This window comes from Synechococcus sp. R65.1 (genome assembly GCF_047461755.1).
Lineage (GTDB): Bacteria > Cyanobacteriota > Cyanobacteriia > Thermostichales > Thermostichaceae > Thermostichus.
This window is the reverse complement of the sequence record NZ_JANSHU010000001.1, coordinates 302,415-323,360: the sequence shown is the minus strand read 5'-3', so window position 1 is coordinate 323,360 and position 20,946 is coordinate 302,415. Positions and strand designations below refer to the sequence as shown.

20 protein-coding genes and 1 tRNA gene are annotated in these 20,946 nt (G+C 60.8%); 16 read left to right on the top strand and 5 right to left on the bottom strand.

The window, feature by feature from the left end; genetic code table 11:
- The 11 genes from NW814_RS01665 to NW814_RS01615 all read left to right on the top strand — a co-directional run.
- The coding region (locus NW814_RS01665; RefSeq protein ID WP_414404942.1) for a hypothetical protein at nucleotides 1-286 on the top strand (286 nt) is incomplete at its 5' end.
- Between the two features lie 85 nt (nucleotides 287-371).
- Complete coding sequence (locus tag NW814_RS01660; protein WP_414404941.1) at nucleotides 372-668, top strand: energy transducer TonB; 297 nt, start codon at nucleotides 372-374, stop codon at nucleotides 666-668.
- 32 nt (nucleotides 669-700) lie between these two features.
- A complete protein-coding gene (locus tag NW814_RS01655; RefSeq protein WP_414404940.1) occupies nucleotides 701-1,600 on the top strand; it encodes an ABC transporter substrate-binding protein in 900 nt (299 codons plus the stop codon).
- Between the two features lie 176 nt (nucleotides 1,601-1,776).
- Nucleotides 1,777-3,330: a ferredoxin--nitrite reductase gene (locus NW814_RS01650; protein ID WP_414404939.1), complete on the top strand. Its 1,554-nt coding sequence runs from the start codon at nucleotides 1,777-1,779 to the stop codon at nucleotides 3,328-3,330.
- A 32-nt stretch (nucleotides 3,331-3,362) separates the two neighbouring features.
- Entirely contained in the window at nucleotides 3,363-4,685 is a 1,323-nt protein-coding gene (locus tag NW814_RS01645; protein WP_414404938.1) for a CmpA/NrtA family ABC transporter substrate-binding protein, read from the top strand.
- A gap of 133 nt (nucleotides 4,686-4,818) precedes the next feature.
- A complete protein-coding gene (ntrB, locus tag NW814_RS01640; protein WP_414404937.1) occupies nucleotides 4,819-5,772 on the top strand; it encodes a nitrate ABC transporter permease in 954 nt (317 codons plus the stop codon).
- 54 nt (nucleotides 5,773-5,826) lie between these two features.
- Nucleotides 5,827-7,818 carry a nitrate ABC transporter ATP-binding protein gene (locus tag NW814_RS01635; RefSeq protein ID WP_414404936.1) on the top strand — a complete coding sequence of 664 codons (1,992 nt, stop codon included), beginning with the start codon at nucleotides 5,827-5,829 and terminating at the stop codon, nucleotides 7,816-7,818.
- A gap of 38 nt (nucleotides 7,819-7,856) precedes the next feature.
- Nucleotides 7,857-8,699, top strand: coding sequence for an ABC transporter ATP-binding protein (locus NW814_RS01630; protein ID WP_414404961.1), 843 nt, complete (start codon nucleotides 7,857-7,859; stop codon nucleotides 8,697-8,699).
- Nucleotides 8,700-8,774: 75 nt separating this feature from the next.
- Complete coding sequence (locus tag NW814_RS01625; protein ID WP_414394376.1) at nucleotides 8,775-9,695, top strand: L-lactate dehydrogenase; 921 nt, start codon at nucleotides 8,775-8,777, stop codon at nucleotides 9,693-9,695.
- A gap of 39 nt (nucleotides 9,696-9,734) precedes the next feature.
- Nucleotides 9,735-10,448 (top strand): tRNA (guanosine(46)-N7)-methyltransferase TrmB, encoded by a 714-nt coding sequence (gene trmB, locus NW814_RS01620; protein ID WP_414404935.1) that lies wholly within the window; start codon nucleotides 9,735-9,737, stop codon nucleotides 10,446-10,448.
- 67 nt (nucleotides 10,449-10,515) lie between these two features.
- Complete coding sequence (locus NW814_RS01615; RefSeq protein ID WP_414404934.1) at nucleotides 10,516-12,069, top strand: lysostaphin resistance A-like protein; 1,554 nt, start codon at nucleotides 10,516-10,518, stop codon at nucleotides 12,067-12,069.
- Between the two features lie 12 nt (nucleotides 12,070-12,081).
- On the opposite strand, the gene NW814_RS01610 is transcribed toward NW814_RS01615, so the two are convergent.
- From NW814_RS01610 to NW814_RS01600, 3 genes are all read right to left on the bottom strand, one after another.
- The gene (locus NW814_RS01610; protein WP_414404933.1) at nucleotides 12,082-13,074 is read right to left on the bottom strand and encodes a DnaJ domain-containing protein; all 993 of its coding nucleotides are present in this window, start codon (nucleotides 13,072-13,074) and stop codon (nucleotides 12,082-12,084) included.
- Nucleotides 13,032-13,799 carry an ABC transporter substrate-binding protein gene (locus NW814_RS01605; protein ID WP_414404932.1) on the bottom strand — a complete coding sequence of 256 codons (768 nt, stop codon included), beginning with the start codon at nucleotides 13,797-13,799 and terminating at the stop codon, nucleotides 13,032-13,034. Before NW814_RS01605 ends, NW814_RS01610 begins: the two co-directional genes overlap by 43 nt.
- Before the next feature lie 174 nt (nucleotides 13,800-13,973).
- Nucleotides 13,974-14,822, bottom strand: a complete 849-nt coding sequence (locus NW814_RS01600) for an inositol monophosphatase family protein (protein ID WP_414404931.1) — start codon at nucleotides 14,820-14,822, stop codon at nucleotides 13,974-13,976.
- Nucleotides 14,823-15,085: 263 nt separating this feature from the next.
- Between NW814_RS01600 and NW814_RS01595 the strand changes: the two genes are divergently transcribed.
- The 4 genes from NW814_RS01595 to galE all read left to right on the top strand — a co-directional run bounded on the left by NW814_RS01595 (nucleotide 15,086) and on the right by galE (nucleotide 18,361).
- Nucleotides 15,086-15,577 (top strand): FHA domain-containing protein, encoded by a 492-nt coding sequence (locus tag NW814_RS01595; protein WP_414404930.1) that lies wholly within the window; start codon nucleotides 15,086-15,088, stop codon nucleotides 15,575-15,577.
- A gap of 67 nt (nucleotides 15,578-15,644) precedes the next feature.
- A tRNA-Gln gene (locus NW814_RS01590) sits at nucleotides 15,645-15,716 on the top strand.
- 99 nt (nucleotides 15,717-15,815) lie between these two features.
- On the top strand, nucleotides 15,816-17,297 hold the full coding sequence (locus NW814_RS01585) for a cobyric acid synthase (RefSeq protein WP_414404929.1): 1,482 nt from the start codon (nucleotides 15,816-15,818) through the stop codon (nucleotides 17,295-17,297).
- A gap of 68 nt (nucleotides 17,298-17,365) precedes the next feature.
- Entirely contained in the window at nucleotides 17,366-18,361 is a 996-nt protein-coding gene (gene galE / locus NW814_RS01580) for a UDP-glucose 4-epimerase GalE (RefSeq protein WP_414404928.1), read from the top strand.
- Between the two features lie 13 nt (nucleotides 18,362-18,374).
- On the opposite strand, the gene NW814_RS01575 is transcribed toward galE, so the two are convergent.
- Entirely contained in the window at nucleotides 18,375-19,490 is a 1,116-nt protein-coding gene (locus NW814_RS01575) for an NAD(P)/FAD-dependent oxidoreductase (protein WP_414404927.1), read from the bottom strand.
- A 209-nt stretch (nucleotides 19,491-19,699) separates the two neighbouring features.
- Here NW814_RS01575 and NW814_RS01570 point away from each other — a divergent pair, with 209 nt between their 5' ends.
- On the top strand, nucleotides 19,700-20,332 hold the full coding sequence (locus tag NW814_RS01570; RefSeq protein ID WP_414404926.1) for a lysophospholipid acyltransferase family protein: 633 nt from the start codon (nucleotides 19,700-19,702) through the stop codon (nucleotides 20,330-20,332).
- On the opposite strand, the gene NW814_RS01565 is transcribed toward NW814_RS01570, so the two are convergent.
- Nucleotides 20,320-20,721, bottom strand: a complete 402-nt coding sequence (locus tag NW814_RS01565) for a (2Fe-2S) ferredoxin domain-containing protein (RefSeq protein ID WP_414404925.1) — start codon at nucleotides 20,719-20,721, stop codon at nucleotides 20,320-20,322. The genes NW814_RS01570 and NW814_RS01565 overlap by 13 nt on opposite strands.
- Nucleotides 20,722-20,946 lie beyond the last annotated feature (225 nt).

The following is a 20,946-nucleotide window of genomic DNA, read 5'->3' as shown; positions in this document are numbered from 1 at the left end:
CCCCTACACCCATTCCCACGGCAAAGCCAGAACCCACCCCTACTCCTCCGCTGACCCCATTACCGACAGCCATCCCGCAACCCACTCCTCCGCCACAACAGCCCACCCCAACTCCGGCGGTTACCCCCACCTCTACAGCGACTCCACTCACCTCCGCCCCGGTTACCTCAAGCACCCCTCTGCCCCGCTTTACCCCCTTGATCCAAGGGATCCGTTCCAGCGTAAAGACTGCCGCCGCTCCGCCTTCCCCCGGCAGCGAGAGCAGATTGGGGCCAAGGGATCCTGAAACTGGGACACCTGGCGGTATAGGTGCAGCCCAACCCCATTCCTCTGCCCCAACACCTGCCACCCCCAGTTCCTCCCCACCGACAGTGGCTGCCAACCCCCAGCCGGACATCCTGGCCCGCCCGATCCCCGGTCGCAATCCTCCGCCCCCCAACCCGCCTCAAGCTCGCCGTCTCGGCCAACAGGGGCAGGTGCTGCTGCGGGCCAAGGTCAATGCCCAGGGGCAGGTGCAGCAGGTGGAGATCGCCTCTTCCAGTGGGTTTCCCGCCCTGGATAGGGCAGCGCAGGAGGCGGTGCAGCGGTGGGAATTCAGCCCGGCCTTGAGAAACAACGCCCCCATCGAGTCTTGGGTGGTGGTGCCCATCCAGTTCACCCTCAATTGATTGCTGTTTGGGAATTGTTTTGGAGATTGTCTATGCTGTCTCGTCTTTCTCGCCGTCAACTGTTCGCCTTTGGTCTGGCCAGCGTGGGGGCCTGGGGAATGGGGCGTTTGGCCCAAGCCCAAGGTCGGATCCCTCAGGAGCCACTCCTGTCAGCGAGACAGAGTCCTTTTCGTCGGGTAGCCAGCCTCACCACCTTGACAGCCGATATTCTCTATCGCCTGGCTCCGGACAAGCTGGTGGGGATCCCTGCCAGTCGTTTGTTGGAGGAGGATCCCCGCTTCCAAGGCTTGACCCGCCTGGGGCTGGGCAACCAACCCAACCTGGAGCAGCTTGTGGCCCTACAACCGGACTGGGTGGTGGGGGCCAGTGGCTTTCACGAGGCTCTGGCAGAACGGCTGCAGGAGCTGGGGATCCCCACCTACCTCACCCGCGTGGACAGTTGGGCTGCTTTGGAAGAGACGATTGCCACCCTGGCTGCTGCTTTGGGGGCGGATCCCGATCCCTTGCTGCGGCAGTATGGATCCCTTTTGCCCCAGGAACTGCCCCGCGTTCGACCCAAAACCTTGCTCTTGGTGGGCACCCAGCCGATTCTTTCTCCCAACCGGCAAAGCTGGGCCGGGGATCTGCTGGAACGCTTTGGCGCGGACAATCTCACCGCTACTTTGCAAAGCCAAGGGCCTTTTCGAGGCTACGTCACCCTTTCGGCAGAGCGCATCCTGGAAGCCAACCCAGAAGTTCTGCTGGTGGTCAACCCGGAGGCGGCGGATCCCTTGGCGTTTTTCCGTTCCCGCCCCTTTTGGAATCGGTTGCAAGCCGTCCAAACTGGGAAAGTTTATGGATTTGACTACTACGGCTTGGTCAATCCCGGCACCCTGGAGAAGATCAGGGCAGCCTGCGAGCAGTTGGCTAGGGTTCTTTTGAAGGTGGGATAGAGGGGCAGTAAACGCTGTTTTTCCTGGCGGGGGAGAGAGGATCCCCCTCTCCTATGCATAAACCACAACTTAGCTATGCCGAAATCGCATAGCTCGTTAAGAAGTGTAACGCCAACTACCAAAGTCAATGGTTCGTCATCGCTAGGATAGGCGGCGTTCATCCCACGGCAGCGATCATGGCGAACCAGTTTGAACGCCTTAAAAGCGAGAAGGATGGGCTGGCGGTTAAGGACGAGCTGGAAGCTTTTGCCCAAATGGGCTGGGAGAACATCCCCGAAGACGACCGAGATCACCGCCTCAAGTGGCTGGGGATCTTCTTTCGCAAGCGCACCCCTGGCAAGTTCATGCTGCGGCTGCGCCTGCCCAATGGGATCCTGACCAGCGGCCAAATGCGCAAGTTGGCCGAGATCCTCCGCCCCTACGGCCAAGATGGCGTAGCCGACATCACCACTCGGCAAAACCTGCAACTGCGGGGCATTCCCATTGAGGACATGCCTCAGGTTCTGCGGCAACTCAAGGAGGTGGGCCTGACCAGCATCCAGTCAGGCATGGATAACGTGCGCAACATCACGGGATCCCCTCTGGCCGGTATCGACCCGGATGAGCTGATCGACGTGCGCGGCCTCACCCGCAAAGTGCAGGACATGGTAACCAACAACGGCGAGGGCAACCCTTCCTTCACCAACCTGCCGCGCAAGTTCAACATCGCCATCTGCGGTTGTCGCGACAACTCGGTGCATGCCGAGATCAATGACCTGGCTTTTGTGCCTGCTTTCAAAGAGGGCAAGCTGGGCTTCAACGTCTTGGTGGGAGGCTTTTTTTCGGCCCGCCGCTGTGCCGAGGCCATCGGGCTGGACGTTTGGGTAGATCCCCGCGATGTGGTTCCTCTATGTGAGGCGGTGCTGCTGGTCTATCGGGATCACGGCCTGCGGGCCAACCGGCAAAAGGCGCGGCTGAGGTGGCTCATTGACGAGTGGGGCCTGGAGAAGTTTCGGGCGGCGGTGGAGCAGCAGATTGGCCACCCTCTGCCCAGAGCGGCGGAAAAAGACGAGGTGGTCTGGCACAAGCGGGATCTGCTGGGAGTACACGCCCAAAAGCAACTGGGCCTCAACTTTGTAGGCCTGCACGTGCCCGTCGGGCGGCTCAACGTCCCGGAGATGAGGGAGCTGGCTCGCTTGGCGGAGGTGTACGGCTCCGGAGAGCTGCGGCTAACGGTGGAGCAGAACGTGCTCATCCCCAATGTGCCCGACTCGCGGGTGGGGCCGCTTCTCCAAGAGCCGCTCTTGAAAAAGTTCTCCCCCAACCCGGGACCCTTGCAGCGGGGGTTGGTGTCCTGTACGGGCAACCAGTTTTGCAACTTTGCCCTCATCGAGACCAAAAACCGCGCCGTGGCCCTGATGGAAGAGCTGGAAGCCGAGCTGGAGATTCCTCAAACGGTGCGCATCCACTGGACAGGCTGTCCCAACTCCTGCGGCCAGCCCCAGGTGGCCGATATTGGCCTCATGGGCACCACCGTTCGCAAGGACGGCAAGCCGGTGGAGGCAGTGGACATCTACATGGGGGGAGAAGTGGGCAAAGACGCCAAGCTGGGCGAATGCGTGCGCCAAGGGATCCCTTGCGAAGACCTCAAGCCCGTCTTGGTGGAGCTACTGATTGAGCACTTCGGGGCCAAGCCGCGTCGTGATCCCTCGGCTGCTCAGACCTCTGCTTCCCCCTTGATGACCTACTAGGCAGTTCGTCGTTCGAAATTTTGGAGGTTGTGATGTCTAAGCTATTCAACACTTCCTCTCCCATCTCCCGTCGCCAGTTTTTGGCTGGGGCAGCTGCCCTTGCGGCTGGAGCAGCTACGGCTGGGATCCCCCGCGCCCAATCCCAATCCTTGGGGCAGGGCTACTGGGTAGCTCAAGCTGATACCCCAGAAACCACGCGAGCCAGGCTGGGATTTATCGCCCTCACCGACGCTGCCCCCCTCATCATTGCCAAAGAGAAGGGGTTTTTTGCCAAGTACGGCATGAAAGACGTGGAGGTGGTCAAGCAGGCCTCTTGGGGTACCACCCGCGACAACTTGGTGCTGGGATCCGCCGCCGGCGGCATCGATGGGGCACACATCCTCACCCCCATGCCCTACCTCATCACCACCGGCAAAGTTACCGATGGCAAGCCGGTGCCTATGTACATTTTGGCCCGTCTCAATCTGGACGGTCAGGGCATCAGCATTTCCAACGAATATCGGGATCTGAAAATTGGCTTGGATAGTTCCCCCCTCAAAGCTAAGTTTGCCGAGCTTCGAGCTGCCGGCAAAGATCCCAAATGTGCGATGACCTTCCCCGGCGGTACCCACGACATGTGGATGCGCTACTGGCTGGCCGCAGGCGGGATCGATCCCACCCGCGATGTCTCCCTCATTGTGGTGCCGCCGCCGCAGATGGTGGCCAATATAAAATCCAGAACCATGGAAGCCCTCTGTGTGGGCGAGCCTTGGAATGCCCAGCTGGTGAACCAAAAAGAGGGGTATAGTGCCCTCACCACCGGCGAGCTATGGAACAACCACCCGGAAAAGGCCTTTGCCCTGCGGGCCGACTGGGTGGATGCGCACCCGAAAGCCACCCTGGCCCTGTTGAAAGCAATCCTAGAAGCCCAGATCTGGTGCGAGCAGATGGAAAACAAAGAAGAAATGTGCCGCATCATTAGCAACCGTCGCTGGTTGGGGGTTCCCGTAGCGGATATCTTGGGCCGCGCCAAAGGCACTTTCGACTACGGCACCGGCAAGGTTGTTGAGAACAGCCCCCATTTGATGAAGTTCTGGCGAAATAGTGCTTCCTACCCCTTCAAGAGCCACGATCTCTGGTTCTTGACCGAAAACATCCGCTGGGGTTACCTGCCTGCTGACACCGATACCAAAGCTTTGGTGGATAAGGTCAACCGAGAAGATCTCTGGCGCGAGGCCGCCAAAGCCATTGGCCAGCAGGCTGCTATTCCCCCCAGCACCTCCCGCGGCGTGGAAACCTTCTTCGATGGGGTGAAGTTCGATCCCGAAAATCCTGCCGCCTATCTGGAGAAGTTGGCGATTAAGAAGCTGGCCTAACTTGCTGACTTGCCTGAGTTGGTAACTGCCCAGGAGAGAAGGGATCCGCCAACTTCTACCTAGGGTGTTCAAGTTGAACCCCTTCTCTCTTGGGATCCCTCTAAGCTAACTTCAACCTCACTCCTAGTAGACTATGAGACTTCCCGAATCCGCCCTAAAGTTGAGCTACCACCTCTTGCGGATCTTCCTTTCCCTACTGGCTGGCCTAGGACAATGGCTGCTGAAAACTGGCCCAGGTTTTGCTCTTCGGGCCAACGCCGGCATTGGTTCACCCGCTAGCTCTACCTTTGCTTGGCGGCAACGGGTTCAGGTTTACAAGGTGCTGCGCCGCATTCTGTTGCCCGCCACGGCCATTCTAATCCTGCTCATTCTCTGGCAAATTGCCTACAGCCGGCCGGGAGCCAACTTGCCCACACCTCTCCAAGTTTGGCAGGACACTTGGGATCCCCTCATTAAAGATCCCTTTTTTGACTATGGTGGCAATGCTAAAGGGCTGTTCTGGCAAATTTGGGCCAGCTTGCGGCGGGTGTTCATTGGGTTTGCCCTGGCCGGCTTGGTGGGGGTCGTGGGCGGCATGATCATTGGGGTTAACCGCTGGCTCTACGAGGCCTTGGATCCCATCTTTCAGGTGCTGCGCACAGTGCCACCTTTAGCCTGGCTGCCCATTTCCTTGGCCGCCTTTCGCGATGCCAATCCTTCCGCCATTTTTGTTATCTTCATCACTGCCCTCTGGCCTATTTTGATCAACACCATCGCTGGCGTGCAGCGGATCCCACAGGATTACCGCAATGTGGCCAGAATTCTGCGTCTGTCTGGCTGGAAGTATTTCTTCAAGATCGTCTTCCCGGCAACCGTGCCCTACATTTTCACCGGCTTGCGCATTGGGGTGGGCCTGTCTTGGCTGGCTATTGTGGCGGCGGAAATGTTGATTGGCGGCGTGGGCATTGGATTCTTCATTTGGGATGCCTGGAATAGCTCCCGCGTTAGCGAGATTATTCTGGCCTTGGTCTATGTTGGCCTAGTTGGACTTTTGTTGGATCGCATCACGGCTTGGATTGGCTCGCTGGTGGTGAGCGAAGATCACTAGGCTAAGTTTTCCTGATCCCAACAATCCATTTCAAGGAATCCCTTAGGTAGCCTTATGAAGACCCAGCCTTACATTGAAGTTGATCATGTAGACAAAGATTTTCTTCTAGACAATGGAGAAGTCTACCCTGTCCTGAGAGACATCCATCTAGAGATCCAAAAAGGGGAGTTTGTCTCGCTCATTGGCCACTCCGGCTGTGGCAAATCGACCTTGCTCAATATCCTTGCCGGCTTAGAGCAGCCATCCCGAGGCGGTGTTCTCCTAGAGGGCCGGCAGGTGACGGATCCCGGGCCGGATCGCATGGTGGTGTTTCAGAACTATTCCCTGCTGCCCTGGCTGACGGTGCGGGAAAACATTGCTCTAGCCGTAGACGAGGTGCTGGGATCCCTTCCCAAAGCGGAGCGGAAGCAGATTGTGGAAGAGCACATCCGCCGCGTGGGGCTGCAGGGGGCAGCCGACAAGCGCCCGGCCCATCTGTCGGGGGGGATGAAACAGCGGGTGGCCATTGCCCGGGCTTTGGCCATTCGCCCCAGGGTACTGCTGTTGGATGAGCCGTTCGGGGCGCTGGACGCCCTTACCCGCGGCAGCCTGCAGGAGCAACTGATGGAGATTGCCCAGGCCGAGCAGCTCACCTGCGTCATGGTGACCCACGATGTGGACGAGGCGCTTCTGCTTTCGGATCGAGTGGTGATGCTCACCAATGGCCCTGAGGCCCGCGTCGGCCAGATCTTGCGGATCCCGTTTCCCCGCCCCCGCCACCGCCTGGAAGTGGTGAATCACCCCGAGTACTACAGCCTGCGGGGGGAGATGATCCACTTTCTCAACCAACAAAAGCGGGCCCGCCAGAAAACTCTCACCCGCGTGGCCATCGCCAAGGGGGGGCTGGAAAAAGTCAACTTGGCAATTGGCTTTGTGCCCCTCAACGACTGCGCCCCTCTGGTGGTGGCCCAAGAAAAAGGCCTGTTTCAAAAGCACGGTCTGGAACAGGTCACCCTGGTGCGAGAGCCGGGCTGGAAGACCATCTGGGAAGGGATCCGCTCCGGTCGGCTGGATGCGGCTGTGGTGGTGGCCGGGATCCCGTTGGCGTCCACTCTGGGAGTAGGGGGAGTGCCGGTGCCTTTGGTAACCTCGTTAACCCTCTCCCGCGGCGGCAGCGCCATTACCTTTGGGCGTCGACTTTTGCTGCAGGGGGTTTTTAGCCCCTGGGATCTTGGCAACTACCTGAGGCAAACCCCAGAGGCCGTCCCTACCCTGGGGGTGGTTCACTCGGCTTCCCTGCACAACTTCTTGTTGCGTCATTGGCTGGCTAGCGGAGGGGTGGATCCGGATCGCGACGTCACGTTGACAGTGATCCCACCCCCGCAGATGGTGGCCCACCTCAAAGCCGGCAATATCGACGGCTACTGCGTGGACGAACCCTGGAACTCCCGCGCCGTTAGGGAAGGGCTGGGGTTCATCGTCACCACGACCCCCGAAATCTTGCCCAGCCACATCGAGAAAGTCCTAACAGTGCGCCAGGACTGGGCCCAAAGCTACCCCCGCACCCACGTGGCTCTGGTCAAGGCGTTACTGGAGGCCTGCCACTACTGCGATCAGCCGCAGCACCGTTCTGAGATCTTGGAGTGGCTGGCCCAGCCTCAGTATGTGGGCGCGGCCCTGGAGGATCTGCAGCCAGGGTGGAGGGGCATCCTGCAGCGGGGAACTGCCGATGAGTCGCAAGTGATTGTCGGTTTCCATCAGTTTGCCAACGGGCGCAACACCTGTCCGGAAAGATTGGAGCACCTCTGGATCCTGACGCAGATGGCTCGCTGGGGCCTCTGCGCTTTTCCTCGCAATTGGGTTTCTGTCCTCGAGCAAGTGCTAGACGACAAGACCTATGCCCTAGCTGCCAGAGACCTGGGGCTGCCGGATCGGGCCCACGACCGTGGAGCTTTGCTCTTTGGCGATGGATCCCGCTTTGATGGCGAGGATCCCATTGCCTACCTGGAGTCGGTGGCCATAGGGCAGGAGCCGAAGCTGCAGAACTACCGGCTTAGCGAAGTTTAGCTTTTGTTACCTTAGCCTCTCAAACTGAAAACGCCATGATGACCCGCTCTCGCCTATCTTCCTCGCCCTCGTCTTCAACAGTTTCTGCCGCAGGGCTGCCTCTTCTGCGTCTTCAGAATGTGGGCAAGACCTACTGGACTGCGGCAGGGCCCTTTGTTGCCTTGGAAAACATCGATCTGGAAGTAGCTGCCGGGGAATTCGTCTGCATTATTGGCCACTCCGGCTGTGGTAAGTCCACCTTGATCAACATGGTGGCCGGGTTTTCTGCTCCAACGTCCGGGTCCATTACCCTCAAGGGCCAGCCCATCACTGCTCCAGGGCCGGATCGGATGATGGTGTTTCAGAACTATTCCCTTTTGCCTTGGCTGACAGCTTTTGAAAATGTTTATCTGGTGGTGGATCAGGCCTATCCCGATAAATCCCCCAGCGAGAAAAGGGAAATCGTTCAGGAACACCTGGAACTCGTGGGCTTGGCCGAAGCAGCCCACAAGCGGCCCAAGCAGCTTTCTGGCGGCATGAAGCAAAGGGTGGCCATTGCGCGCGCTCTGGCCGTTCGCCCTGAAGTGCTGCTATTGGACGAGCCCTTTGGGGCCTTGGATCCCATTACCAAGGAAGAGCTCCAGGATGAGCTGCTAGCCATTTGGCGGGATCACCGCTGCACGGTTTTGATGATTACCCATGACATCGACGAGGCTCTTTATCTATCAGACCGGGTGGTGATGATGACCAACGGCCCTGCTGCTCGTATTGGCGAGATCTTGACCATTCCTTTCGAGCGACCGCGCATCCGCTCCCGTATCCTGGAAATGCCTGAGTTTTACGAGCTGCGCCACTCTGCCCTCGACTTTCTCTACCGTCGCTTCGCCCATGTCTTGGATTAAGCCATGACGGCCTCTGGGCACCAACCTCTGGCTCTCCTTCAGCAGCAGGCTAAGCAGCAGGCTTCCCGTCGCCTTTTGAAGGGATCCATCATCGGCGCTGGGCAAGTGGGCATGGCCTGTGCCTACGCGATGGTTATCCAAAACACGCTAGACGAGCTGGTTCTTCACGATATCGACCGCGCCAAGCTGGAAGGAGAGGTGATGGACCTGGTGCACGGGATCCCCTTTGTCGAGCCGACGCGGATCTGGGCAGGGGAGCTGGCCGATTGCGCCGGGTCTGATGTGGTGATTTTAACGGCAGGGGCCAAGCAGCGGCCTGGGGAAACCCGCTTGGATTTGGTCCACCGCAACGTCGAGATCTTCAAAAGCCTGATCCCGGCCCTGATGGAGCATTGTCCAGAGGCCATCTTCCTCGTGGTGAGCAACCCCGTTGATGTCATGACCTATGTCTCTTTGAAGTTGTCGGGGCTGCCGCCAGGGCAGGTGATGGGGTCGGGAACGGTCTTGGATACGGCCCGCTTTCGCTACCTTTTGGCCCAGCGGCTGGGGGTGGATCCGCGCAGCCTGCACGCCTACATCATCGGCGAGCATGGGGATAGCGAGGTGGCCGTCTGGAGCAAGGTCAATATCGCCGGCACGCCAATTGGCCAGCTTTCGCCAGCCTGGGATCCCGCCCACTTGGGGGATATTTTCGAGCAGGTGCGCAACGCCGCCTACGAGATCATCCGCCGCAAAGGGGCCACGAGCTATGCCATTGGCCTAGGGGTGGCGCAGATTGTCCAGGCGCTGGTGCGGGATCAGCGGCGGGTTTTAACCGTGAGCAGCCTCACCCAGGGGGAGTACGGCCTGCCGGAGGTCTGCCTTAGCTTGCCCAGGGTCGTTGGACGGCAAGGGGTGGAGCGCACGCTAGTCATGGCCCTTACCGAGAGCGAGCAGCAGCAATTGCACCGCTCGGCCCAGATCTTGCGGCAGGTCATTGACAGTATCCAGTGGTAGCTTAGAGGGTTCCCTCTGCAAGAGCCGAAGCTGGCGCTTATGGCAACAGAAGTGCAACGGCCCAGTCCTAGAAGCCAACCCAAGGAGGGCTCTTCTTCTCCCCCCTGGGCTGACCTCCCGCTGCAAAAGGGGCTTGGCCAACGGCTGCGGCAACACGTCAACCCCCTGCAGGCTCAGTACCAACAGCCTGCTTCCCCACCCCACTGGGAACGGGTGTATCGGCGGCTGGGACAGCCCTTTCACTTGGATATCGGCAGCGGGAGTGGGCGCTTTCTGCTGCGCCTGGCCCAGGAACAGCCCGACTGGAACTTTTTGGGCGTGGAGATTCGGCAGCCGCTGGTGGAGCGGGCCAATGCCTGGCGGGACGAGCTGGGGCTGGACAATGTCTATTTCCTGTTTGCCAACATCAACGTCTCCCTAAGGCATCTGTTTGCCCCTGGGGAGCTTAGCCGCGTCACCATTCAATTTCCGGATCCCTGGTTTAAAAAGCGCCATCACAAGCGGCGGATCGTCCAGCCCCAACTGGTGGCGGATCTGGCGCTGCTGCTGCAACCGGGCAGCCCTGTTTTCTTGCAGTCGGATGTGCAGGAAGTTGCCGAGGAGATGGTCGCTCATTTCCTAGAGCATCCGCAGTTTTGGAATCCCTACCAGGGTCCCCTCGATGACAACCCCTTTGGCATTCCTACTGAGCGGGAGTGGCAGTGTCTGCAGTTGGGGCTGCCCATCTACCGTTATTGGCTAGAGCGACGCTGACTCCTTCAGTCGGCTGAGGCCAAGAGAAGCTAGGATATAAGCCGCTGGAGTTGCCGCCGTTGCTGCCATGTCTCCCTCTGAAGCCACGGCTTTTGTCGATCCCTTTTTCGGTTGGCTTTCTGTTCGCCGGGGGCTCCTCAACCTGCTCAGTTTGCTAGCTTTTGTCATTGCTGGGCTTGCGTTGGCCAGCAGTTGGTTCCAGCCGCCGCTGCAAACGAAGCTGGACCTGTTACAAGTTGATCTTGCCCTGCAGGCTGCCCGCACCCTTGACGATCCTCGCTATCAGGATCTGGCCCGAGCTCTGCTGGATCAGGAGGTGTTCAAGGTAGCTAGCAGTCGCTACCAGCAGGTGGCCGACAACTACGCCGAGCGCCTACAGCGCCTGAAACGGGTGGCAGGGCTGGAGACGAGGGGCGAAGGGTCCACAGGGGATCCCGCTCTCCTCACGTCTGTCCAGGAGCTGCAGGCAGAGCTAGACGGGCTACGGCTGCGCCTGGGCTTGCTCTACGCTTACCAGGAGGATCTGGAGGCGGCCCACCGGCAGTGGCAGCAAGTGGTTGATCCCAGCCGTCCCTTCGAGTTGGAATCCCCGCAAAAGGAAGCAGCCCAGGTCTTGCAGGGGCTGTGGGGGACGCCGCGGCGTATCCTGCCAGAGGCCGAGGTACACCTCCGCAACCACCTGGACGGCTGGTTTGAGGCGGTGGCCCTGCAGCAGCTCTACCGGCTACAACAGCGCGGCGACAGCCTCAATGCCCTTAACCAGCAGCAGGAAAAATTGGCTCTGGCAGCTTTGTTCCGGCTGGCGGTGGTGGGCGGGATCCCCCTGCTGGGGGCGCTGCTGGGGCTGATCCTCCTAGTGGGCTGGCTGGGCTGGAGCTTCTGGCGCCAACGTTCTCTCGTGGGTCCTCCCTGGGAGGTGCCTTGGCCAGGGATCGGGGCGCAGGCAGTGCTAACGGGATGGTTCCTGGGGTTTCTTCTTCTCAGCGCCTTGGTGCCTCGACTCTACACCACCCTCCTTGGCCTGGGAGCCCAGCAGCTTAGCCCTTGGCACCAAGGAGCGACCCTGTTTCTCACCTACAACTCTGGGGCTTTGCTGGGGGCAGGGCTATTGTCCTGGCTCCTACGTGCCTACCCAGGCTGGCAAAAAGTGCTGCAGGTGCGCCTAGGGGGTCCTTGGCTGCTCTGGGGCCTGTGCGGCTACGGGGCGGCCCTACCGCTGGTGGTGCTGGCGGCGGCGCTGTCGCAGCTACTGCTGCCGCAGGCGGGGGGCGGCAACCCCATTTTGCCGCTGCTTTTGGAGAGCCACGGCTGGGGGGCGCGGTTGCTATTTCTAGCTGTGGTCTCTGTCTGTGCCCCCGTTTTTGAGGAGGTGCTGTTTCGGGGTTTTTGGCTGCCGACGCTGGGCCGTTACCTGCCGATGGGGGCTGCCATTGCTCTAAGCGCCTTCACCTTTGCCATTGCTCACCTCAACCTTGCCGATTTGCTGCCCTTGACCATGCTGGGGGTAGTGCTGGGAGTGGTGTACAGCCACAGCCGCAACCTGCTAGCCCCCATCCTGCTCCACAGCCTCTGGAACACGGGATCCCTGGTCACGCTGCTGGTGCTGGCGGGCGCTTCCTGAAGGGAGCTGAGCCTACTTTTTCTTGCCGAAGATGCCGAAGAGGCGGCTCCAGAAGCCACCGCTGTCTCCCTTGCGGGAGGGCGGCACCACCTTTTGGGGCTGGGAGGTCTGACGGCTAGCCGAGGGAACGGGAACCGGCTGCTGGGTGGTGACCTGCTGCAGCCAGCGGCGCACTTCGGCCATCAACTCGGCGTTGTTGGGTTCTAGGCGACTGGCCTGCAGAAAGTCAGCCTTGGCCATACCGGCGTTGCCCTGCTTCAGGTGGGCAATACCCCGGTGCAGGTAGTAGCGGGCCACGTTGGGCTGGGCGCTGATGGCAAAGTTTAAGTACTGGATGGCAGCCCGGTACTGCTTGCGCTCGATCATGTCCAGGGCCTGCAGGAAGCGGGTCTCGGCAGGACTGGGTTGGGGAGGTGGAGGCGGGGCGGCAGGAGAAGGGGGCGGCGGAGCTGGGGGGCTGGCCGGGATCCCGCCCAGGGGGGTGGTTTTGGCAGCAGGAGCTGGGCTTGCCTTGTAGCCAGCCTTGAGCAACAGATAGGCCAGGTTGAGCTCGCTCAGTTGCTCGGTTTTCTCCAGCAGGGTGGCCAGGGAGCTGTATTGCTCTTTGGCCAGCTTTTCCACCCGCTGGACATACTCTTCCTCCCAGTTGGGAGACTCGGCCAAACCTTTGACTGCCTCTCCCGTAGGCCAGAGATCTGCAGGCGGCGACTCCAGTAGCCGTTGGATGCGCAGCTTGAGCAGAGCCTCGTATTCCGACCGCTCCCGCTCTTTGGTCAGCACCTCGTTGGCCGGGTTGACCAGCTTGGCAAAGAGGACATTGGCCCGCTCTGCCCCTTCCGGATCCCCGACAAAGCGATCCGGGTGCAGGGCCTTGGCCGCCTGCAGGTAGCCGCGCCGAATCCTCTTGGGGTCGGCGGTGAGGGGCACACCCAGGATGGCAAAGTGGTCAGTCTCATAACGGGCTAGCCCCCGGTCAATGCGGGGGACATCAGCGTTGGCTCCCATAGTTGCCACCTCTCCAAGATTTGCTGCAGAGTTCCATTTTCAGCCAGGGCTGCGATCGCCGCATCCACCGCTTCCTTCAAGGAAGGGTGCTGCGAGGATACCACTCCCACCAAAGGTATGGGGAAGAGAGGCGGCCCCACTAGGCGCAGCCGGGATCCCGCCTGCCGCAGGCCCAGGACAGCCACGGGCTGATCGACGAGCACTGCATCCAACTGGCCGGCCTGGAGCTGGGCAAACAGGCGCTCGGGGTTGCTGGTGGCAAAGAGCCGGATGGGGTTGCCCCGCCTCTCGTTGTAGGCTTCCAACAGCGCTGCTCCCGTACTATTGACTACAATGCCCACCTTGCGGCCAAAGAGCTGGGCCAGAGACTGGATAGGGGGCTCCCCTTGCCCAGGATCCCGCACCACCAAGCGCTGGGGGCTGAGGTAGTAGGGTCGGGTGGCGAGAAACTGCTGCGAATCCAGGCCCAGACCTTCCCGTGCTCCCCAGATGAGATCCACCTCATCCGCCTGCAAGGCCGTCAACTGCTGGCTCCAGGGGATGTAGACAGGTTCAAGCCGCACCTCTAGCGTCTGGGCAATGGCCTCGAGGATCTCCCACTCAAAGCCGGCGTAGGTTTTTCGCCCCAGGTCGGTGTAGAGGTAGGCAGGGCCCAAGCTGGGATCCAGGCCAACCCGCAGACGGCCCCGCGCCCGAATTTGGGCCCAACGGGAGTCGGAACCCACGAGGGCGGCTGAGGCTGGCTTTTGGGCAGGCTGAGGATAGGCGGGGATCCCCAAGAGAAGCGCCAGGCCAAACCCTGCCGCCCAACAACAACGCCGGAGTCTTTTCCCGACTAAGTGGCCTCCCTTGCTTTGCAAAAGCGCCATGACTTGCTGGCCTTTACGTAGACTTTGACTTTAGCTGCTGCGCTCTCCGAGCTGGCGATTCCGCCGCAGGGGGAAGGAAACCGGCAGGGGGCTGACCTGGGCCAGTTCTTCTTGGAGAGCAGCATGGAGCCAGCCGTTGCTGGCCAGCAGGCGGCCACTGTACACATCTACCGGGCTGCCGTCGTAGGCGGTAACCTTGCCGCCGGCCTCTCGCACCAAGACAATCCCAGCGGCAATGTCCCAAGGGGAGAGACCCCGCTCCCAATAGCCGTCCAACTGGCCAGTGGCCACGTAGGCCAGGTCAAGGGCAGCCGATCCCCCTCGCCGCACTCCCTGGGTGAGGTGGGTGAAGTGGCAGAACTCAGCGTAGTTGTTGTCCGGAGTTTCCCGGCGGTCGTAGGCAAAGCCAGTAACCAGGAGACTGCGGGAGAGTTCGGTAGTAGAGGAGACGCGGATGGGTTTGCGGTTGCGGGTGGCTCCCATCCCTTGTACGGCGCGAAAGAGATCCCCCCGAAAGATGTCGCAGACCACCCCTAGCACCGGCTCCCGCCCCTCCAGCAGGCCAATAGAGACGGCCGCAAAGGGGTAGCCGTGGGCAAAGTTGGTGGTGCCATCTAAGGGATCGATCGCCCAGGTGTAGGTGCCTTCTGGGGATCCCTGCTGGCCCGATTCCTCCGTCAAGATCCCATCTTCGGGGAAGTGGCGCCTCAGGATCTTCAAGATGAGCTCCTCGGAAGCGCGGTCTGCTGCTGTCACCAAGTCCCCTGGACGTTTCTCCTCAATAGCCAGAGCTTTGTCCACGTACTCCCGCAACAGTGCTGCCGCCTCCAGAGCCGCTTCTGTAGCCACATCCAACCGACGCAACAGAGCTTCCGTCACATCCGCACCTTAGGGTTATAAAGTAAGCTATAGACCTGCTACCCAGAATAGCCTGTCTGCTAGCAAGGCTTGCCGCTCCAAGCGGGCCCAGACAGCCAGAGAAAAGCTCTGCCTGATGCAAAATTTGGAGGAGGTGGGAACCTGCAAGTTGCGGGTTTTGTGAGTTGCCTGGAAAGCCTAGGTTGAGTGGGGTGTACTTGAAGGTGGGAGAGGGAAAGCCGTTGCCATCTAACCTCAACGACTTTTTTACTGCGACTACAGCAGTGGGCGGAGCACAGCTGTCCGCTAGCCAGGAGTTGGAACTGGCAGAAGAGCTGTTCGAGCCAGTTCCCGAGCAGCCTCTGTCCTATCCGGAGTTCACCCTTTGCCTCTGTCATCCTGTGCGGCCCTGCAGCTACATCCTGCGGGGGGATATCTACACCATTGGCCGGGACCCTTCCAACACCATCCAGATTGTCAACCAGTTTGTCTCGCGCCGCCATGCTTACCTGGTGCGGGTGCCTACCCGGTCTAGCCGCACAGGGTTTACCTACTGTCTCATCGACGGCGACCGCCAAGGGCACTCCAGCACCAACGGCGTATTCGTCAACGGCAGCCGCGTGGCTACCCACTACCTGAGAAGTGGGGATGTCATTTACTTTGGGCCGGAGATCCGGGCCTACTTCTTCGAAGTGGTCCCCATCCCCCAGCTGCCCAGCCCTTCTGAGGTCGACTCTGGCCCTCTGGCAAATAGCTGCAGCTTCCCCACGACCTAGGCGACCAAGGAACCGTTGACAGATTCAAAGCCACATCGCTATATTGAGCTAGCTAGGCAAGGTAAATTGGGGCATCGCCAAGTGGTAAGGCAGCGGGTTTTGGTCCCGCCATTCGGTGGTTCGAATCCATCTGCCCCAGCTTGAGTGAGTTTGCGTGGGAGAGGAAGCTGCTTCCCTCCCTTTTCTTCTGCCCCTTTGGAGGGAGGGTCTGCCCGTCGAAAAGCTCAGGGGATCCGCAATGGCCCAGCTGTGCCGCTCCTTGATGGTGGTGGGGACAGCTTCCCATGTGGGCAAGACCCTTTTGGTGGCTGCCCTCTGTCGCCTCCTGAAGAAGGCGGGGAAGAGGGTTTCCCCCTTCAAGGCCCAGAACATGTCGCTGAATGCCTATGTCACTGCCGAGGGCCACGAGATTGCCTACGCGCAGGCCCTGCAGGCCTGGGCCGCCGGGATCCCGCCCGCCGTGGAGATGAACCCGATTTTGCTCAAGCCCCAGGGCAACCTAACTTCCCAGGTGGTCCTCAACGGCGTGGCGGTGGACACCTGTTGTGCCAGTGAGTATTACGAGCGCTGGTTTGCGCCTGCCTGGGAGGCGGTGAAAACAGCCCTGGCTCGCCTGCAGCAGCAGTACGAGTGGATTGTCTGCGAGGGGGCAGGCAGTCCGGCAGAGGTCAACCTCAAGCAGCGGGATCTGGCCAACATGCGGGTGGCTTTGCATCTGGGATCCCCCACCTGGCTGGTGGCAGATATTGACCGAGGGGGGGCGCTAGCCCATGTGGTGGGCACCCTGCAGTTGCTAGAGCCAGAGGAACGGGCCCTGATCCGCGGCATTGTCATCAACAAGTTTCGCGGCGCGCGGGAGCTGCTGCAGCCTGGCCTCGATTGGCTGGAGAACTACACCGGGATCCCCGTGGTCGGAGTTCTGCCCTGGCTGGACTGGGCGCTGCCGCAGGAAGATTCGCTGGGCCTGGAGGCCGGCCCCCACCTCTGGGAAGTTCGCCGTCCCCGGCGGGGAGACCGGCTGGAGATTGCCGTGGTTCGCCTGCCCCAGGTGGCCAATTTCTCCGACTTCGACCCCTTGCTAGCAGAGCCCAGCGTCCATCTGCGCTGGGTTGTCCCTGGCCAGAGCCTGGGATCCCCCGATGTGGTCATCCTGCCCGGCAGCAAAACCACCCTCAAGGATCTGCTGGTGCTGCGCCAGAGTGGCCTAGCCGACCAACTGCGCCACTATTCCGGCCACATTGTTGGCATCTGCGGCGGGCTGCAGATGTTGGGACAAACCATCGCCGATCCTGAAGGCCGAGAGGGAGTTGCCGGCACCTACCCCGGGTTGGGCCTCTTGCCGCTGACCACCGTCTTGCAGCCCACCAAGGTCACCCAGCAGGTGCAAACACAAAGCCGCTGGCCTGCCACCACCCCTGTCCAGGGGTATGAGATCCACCAAGGATCCACCCAGGCCAATTCCTCAGGCTGCCTGCCAATCTTTGAGCAAGAAGGCTTGGGTTGGCGGGATCCCACAGGCCGGGTCTGGGGCAGCTATCTACACGGCCTCTTCGACAACCACCGCTGGCGGCGGCAATGGCTAAACTGGCTGCGCCGACAAAAAGGCTGGGATCCCTTGCCAGAGCTGGAGGGCCACTACGCCCAGCAGCGGGAAGAACTGCTGGATCGCCTGGCAGAAGCTTGGCAGCCTCATCTCGAGTGGCAGCAGCTTTTGGAATAGGCCGGGGCAATTGCCGAGGTCTGCGAGAATGGCTGTATTCTAGACAGGGATTTCCTTCCCCCTGGCCTATGCGGCTTCTGGTTACAGGCGGCGCAGGCTATATCGGCAGCCACACCTGTAAAGCCCTGGCGGCCCATGGCCACCTGCCGATTGCCTACGACAACCTGGTTTACGGCAACCCCTGGGCTGTTCGCTGGGGGCCCTTGGAAATTGGCGACATTGCCGACCGCCATCGGCTAGATCAAGTCATCCGGCAGTACCGCCCCGAAGGGGTAATTCACTTTGCCGCCTATGCCTACGTGGGCGAGTCGGTCAAGGATCCGGGCAAATACTACCGCAACAACGTGGCCGGATCCCTGACCTTGTTGGAGGCGATGCGGGATCACGGGATCCCCTACCTGGTGTTCTCCAGCACCTGTGCCACTTACGGCGTGCCGGAGCAGATCCCCATCCCGGAAACCCACCCCCAGCGCCCCATCAACCCCTACGGCCAGAGCAAACTCATGGTGGAGCAGATGCTGCGGGACTTCCAGCTTGCCTACGGGATCCAATCCGTTAGCCTGCGCTACTTCAATGCCGCTGGCGCCGATCCTGACGGCGAAATCGGCGAGGCCCATGACCCAGAAACCCACCTCATCCCCCTAGCCCTAGAAGTTGCCGCTGGCCAGCGCTCTCACCTAACCATCTTTGGGGATGACTACGATACCCCTGACGGTACCTGTATCCGCGACTTCATCCATGTTGCCGACCTGGCGCAAGCCCATGTCTTGGCCCTAGAGGCGCTGGCGGCTGGCAAGCCTCTGCAACCTGCTTACAACTTGGGCAATGGCCAAGGTTTTTCTGTCCGGGAGGTGATTGCCACAGCCGAGGCCGTGACCGGCAAGCAGATCCCTGTGCAAGTGGGGGCGCGCCGACCCGGGGATCCGCCGCGGTTGGTGGGCGACGCCACGGCCATTAGCCGTGACCTCAACTGGCGGCCCCGCTATACCAACTTGGCTGAGATCCTTCAAACTGCCTGGTGCTGGCAGCAGAAGCGGCCCTATTTTCAAAGACCACGTTGCTAGTGCTCCGTGCTACTCACTTCTGGCGGGGGGCAAAGGCGCTGAGGGTGTCCAGGTCGGTTTTGCCTTCTAGGATCAAGTCTCGCAGGATGGCGGCGCTAATGGGAGCCAGCAAGACCCCATTGCGATAGTGGCCAGTGGCAACGAGCAGATTGGCATAGCCAGGAGCCGGCCCTAGGATGGGAGCGCGCTGCCCCAGGGGTCGCGGCCGCTGGCCGGCCCAGTGTTCCAATAGCCTTGCTTCCGCCAAAGCTGGGCAAAGCCGGATGGCGCGGGTCAGCAGATCCTGAAGAGCCAGCAGGGTTGGCCCGGCGTGGGGGGGCTGAAATTCCACCGTTGCCCCCACCCACAGGGATCCATCCCCTAAAGGAACCAAGTTGAGATCCCCATCAGCCACCACTGGCCCCCACGGGATCCCAGCAGCTTGAATCCGCAGGGCCTGGCCCTTAACAGCTTGCAGCGGCATCTGCAAGCCCAGCTCTTTGGCCAGAGCAGAGCTGCCCAGACCAGCAGCAAGAACAACGTACCCCGCTGCCAAGGTGAGCGATGGGGTGTGAACCACCTCTACGCGAAAGGGGGGATCTGGGCTGCGCTGAAAGCTGCAAACCGGCTGGTGAAAGAAAAAGCAGGCTCCTCGGCGTTGAGCTGCCTCCAAGAGCGCCTGCGTGAAGAGCTTGGGGTGGATCTGGCGATCGTGGGGAGAGTAGATAGACCCCGCCAGGTCGCTACGCAGGCCAGGCTGCAGGGATCTCACCTCCGCCGGACTCAGCCACTGGAGGCCATAGCCCGCCTGTTGACGAGCTGCCAGGGTCTCTTGCCAGGCTGCTACCTCCTCCTCCTGGAGGAGCCGGAGGATGCCGCGCCGATTGACGGGCAAGGTGCGACCCAAGTCTGCTTCCAGCCGAGCAATCAGGGGATCAAACTGCTCCAGGCTTTTTAGGCGCAACTGCACCACCTCCCCGCTGGGTTGGCGGCTGCAGACTCCCATCAACACCCCCAGCGACGCGCCGGTAGCCCCTGAGGCCGGCTCCCCAGCATCTATCCCAATGACTGATAGCCCTGCTGCCGCTAGCTCATAGGCGATGGCACAACCCACCACCCCGCAGCCAATGACCAACACGTCACAGTTCACGACTCCTTGCCCCCTTTTCCAGGTGGGACTGCCAGGCGCGGTGATCTTAACTGCTGGCTCCCGACTTCGCCTATGAACCGCTCCCCAATTGTGCTGGAGGTTTTTCTCAGTCTAGATGCTAGCGTTCGCTGTTTGTTCCCTCCGCTACCCCTCTCCCCTACACTCAAAGAGGGAGCTGTTGCTAACTCTAGAGAATCTCGAGCTTTGCGATGGGCTATCGCCGCCGGGATTGGTTGGCCTACTGGCTGCTCAAGTGGCTAGTGGTCAACCCGCTGTTTCGGGGACTGTATTTTGGCCGCACCTATGGGCAGGAAAATGTGCCTCGCCAGGGATCCCTCATTATCGTCAGCAACCATGCTAGCCACCTGGATCCGCCCTTGCTGGCCAACGCAGTGCGCCGCCCTGTAGCCTTCATGGCCAAAGAAGAGCTGTTCCGAGTGCCCGTGCTCAAGCAGGTGATCCGGTTCTACGGCGCCTATCCAGTAAAAAGAGGTGGGGCAGATCGCAGCGCCCTGCAGGCCACAGAAGCAGCTCTGGCCAAGGGATGGGCAGTAGGGATCTTTCTCAACGGCACCCGCACCCCCGATGGCCGCATTCCCCAGCCTCACCTGGGGGCAGCCTTGGTGGCAGCGCGCACTCAGACACCCCTGCTCCCTGTCGCCCTCTGGGGCACCGAGAAGGTGCTGCCCAAGGGATCCCGCTGGCCGCGTTTGTTTTGCCCCATCACCGTGCGCATCGGCAAGCTGATCCCCCCGCCAGTTTCTAGCGAGAAAGCTGAGCTGCAGCGGGTAACGGCAGCCTGTGTGGAAGCCATTCACCTCCTCCTGGATCAGGGGCGCTGAGGGGCAATCAGAGTAGCTTGGGCAACGAGGTACTCAGCCACCGGCTTCCCGCCCAGGATGTGCTCTTGCAGCACCCGCTCTATCACTGGCGGCGTGGCCGAGTGGTACCAAAACCCACCGGGGTACACCAGCAGCACGGGCCCGGGAACGCCATAGTTGCATGCCCGTAGGCAATTGGCCTTGGTGCGGTTGACGCGCAGAGAGCCAACGCCCGCCAGCTCTAGGTTCAACTGCTGAATCCGCAGCTTCAGGTATTCCCAGGCCTCCAGCCCCACCGCCCTTTCACAGCACTTGGGCTTGGTCTGGTCGGCGCAGAGAAATAGATGCCAATGGTAGGAGGGAATCGAAGCCGGCTGAGGCTCTGGAGAGACAGGGGAAAGCTGGGTCATGGGGGATTCTTACCACTGCGTCGCTAGATAATTAGGCGATGCCCTAGCCTGGAGGAAAGTACCTCTTGCCTACTTGGCAATGCTAGTCAACGCTCCCCAGCAGCGGTTGTTTCTAGCCCTTCTTCCTCCAGCAGACCTGCAGGAGCAGGTGACGGCAATCAAACAACAGTTTGCCGAGCAATTTGCCAGCCGAGCAGCCCTGCGCTCACCCCCTCACATCACCCT

What these genes read in the sequence shown, in the direction of transcription:
- trmB (WP_414404935.1), top strand. Translation starts at nt 9,735, where the DNA reads ATGGCAACAGAAGTGCAACGGCCCAGTCCTAGAAGCCAACCCAAGGAG.
- NW814_RS01635 (WP_414404936.1), top strand. Translation starts at nt 5,827, where the DNA reads ATGAAGACCCAGCCTTACATTGAAGTTGATCATGTAGACAAAGATTTT.
- galE (WP_414404928.1), top strand. Translation starts at nt 17,366, where the DNA reads ATGCGGCTTCTGGTTACAGGCGGCGCAGGCTATATCGGCAGCCACACC.
- NW814_RS01650 (WP_414404939.1), top strand. Translation starts at nt 1,777, where the DNA reads ATGGCGAACCAGTTTGAACGCCTTAAAAGCGAGAAGGATGGGCTGGCG.
- ntrB (WP_414404937.1), top strand. Translation starts at nt 4,819, where the DNA reads ATGAGACTTCCCGAATCCGCCCTAAAGTTGAGCTACCACCTCTTGCGG.
- NW814_RS01645 (WP_414404938.1), top strand. Translation starts at nt 3,363, where the DNA reads ATGTCTAAGCTATTCAACACTTCCTCTCCCATCTCCCGTCGCCAGTTT.
- NW814_RS01630 (WP_414404961.1), top strand. Translation starts at nt 7,857, where the DNA reads ATGACCCGCTCTCGCCTATCTTCCTCGCCCTCGTCTTCAACAGTTTCT.
- NW814_RS01565 (WP_414404925.1), bottom strand. Translation starts at nt 20,721, where the DNA reads ATGACCCAGCTTTCCCCTGTCTCTCCAGAGCCTCAGCCGGCTTCGATT.
- NW814_RS01570 (WP_414404926.1), top strand. Translation starts at nt 19,700, where the DNA reads ATGGGCTATCGCCGCCGGGATTGGTTGGCCTACTGGCTGCTCAAGTGG.
- NW814_RS01585 (WP_414404929.1), top strand. Translation starts at nt 15,816, where the DNA reads ATGGCCCAGCTGTGCCGCTCCTTGATGGTGGTGGGGACAGCTTCCCAT.
- NW814_RS01615 (WP_414404934.1), top strand. Translation starts at nt 10,516, where the DNA reads ATGTCTCCCTCTGAAGCCACGGCTTTTGTCGATCCCTTTTTCGGTTGG.
- NW814_RS01655 (WP_414404940.1), top strand. Translation starts at nt 701, where the DNA reads ATGCTGTCTCGTCTTTCTCGCCGTCAACTGTTCGCCTTTGGTCTGGCC.
- NW814_RS01610 (WP_414404933.1), bottom strand. Translation starts at nt 13,074, where the DNA reads ATGGGAGCCAACGCTGATGTCCCCCGCATTGACCGGGGGCTAGCCCGT.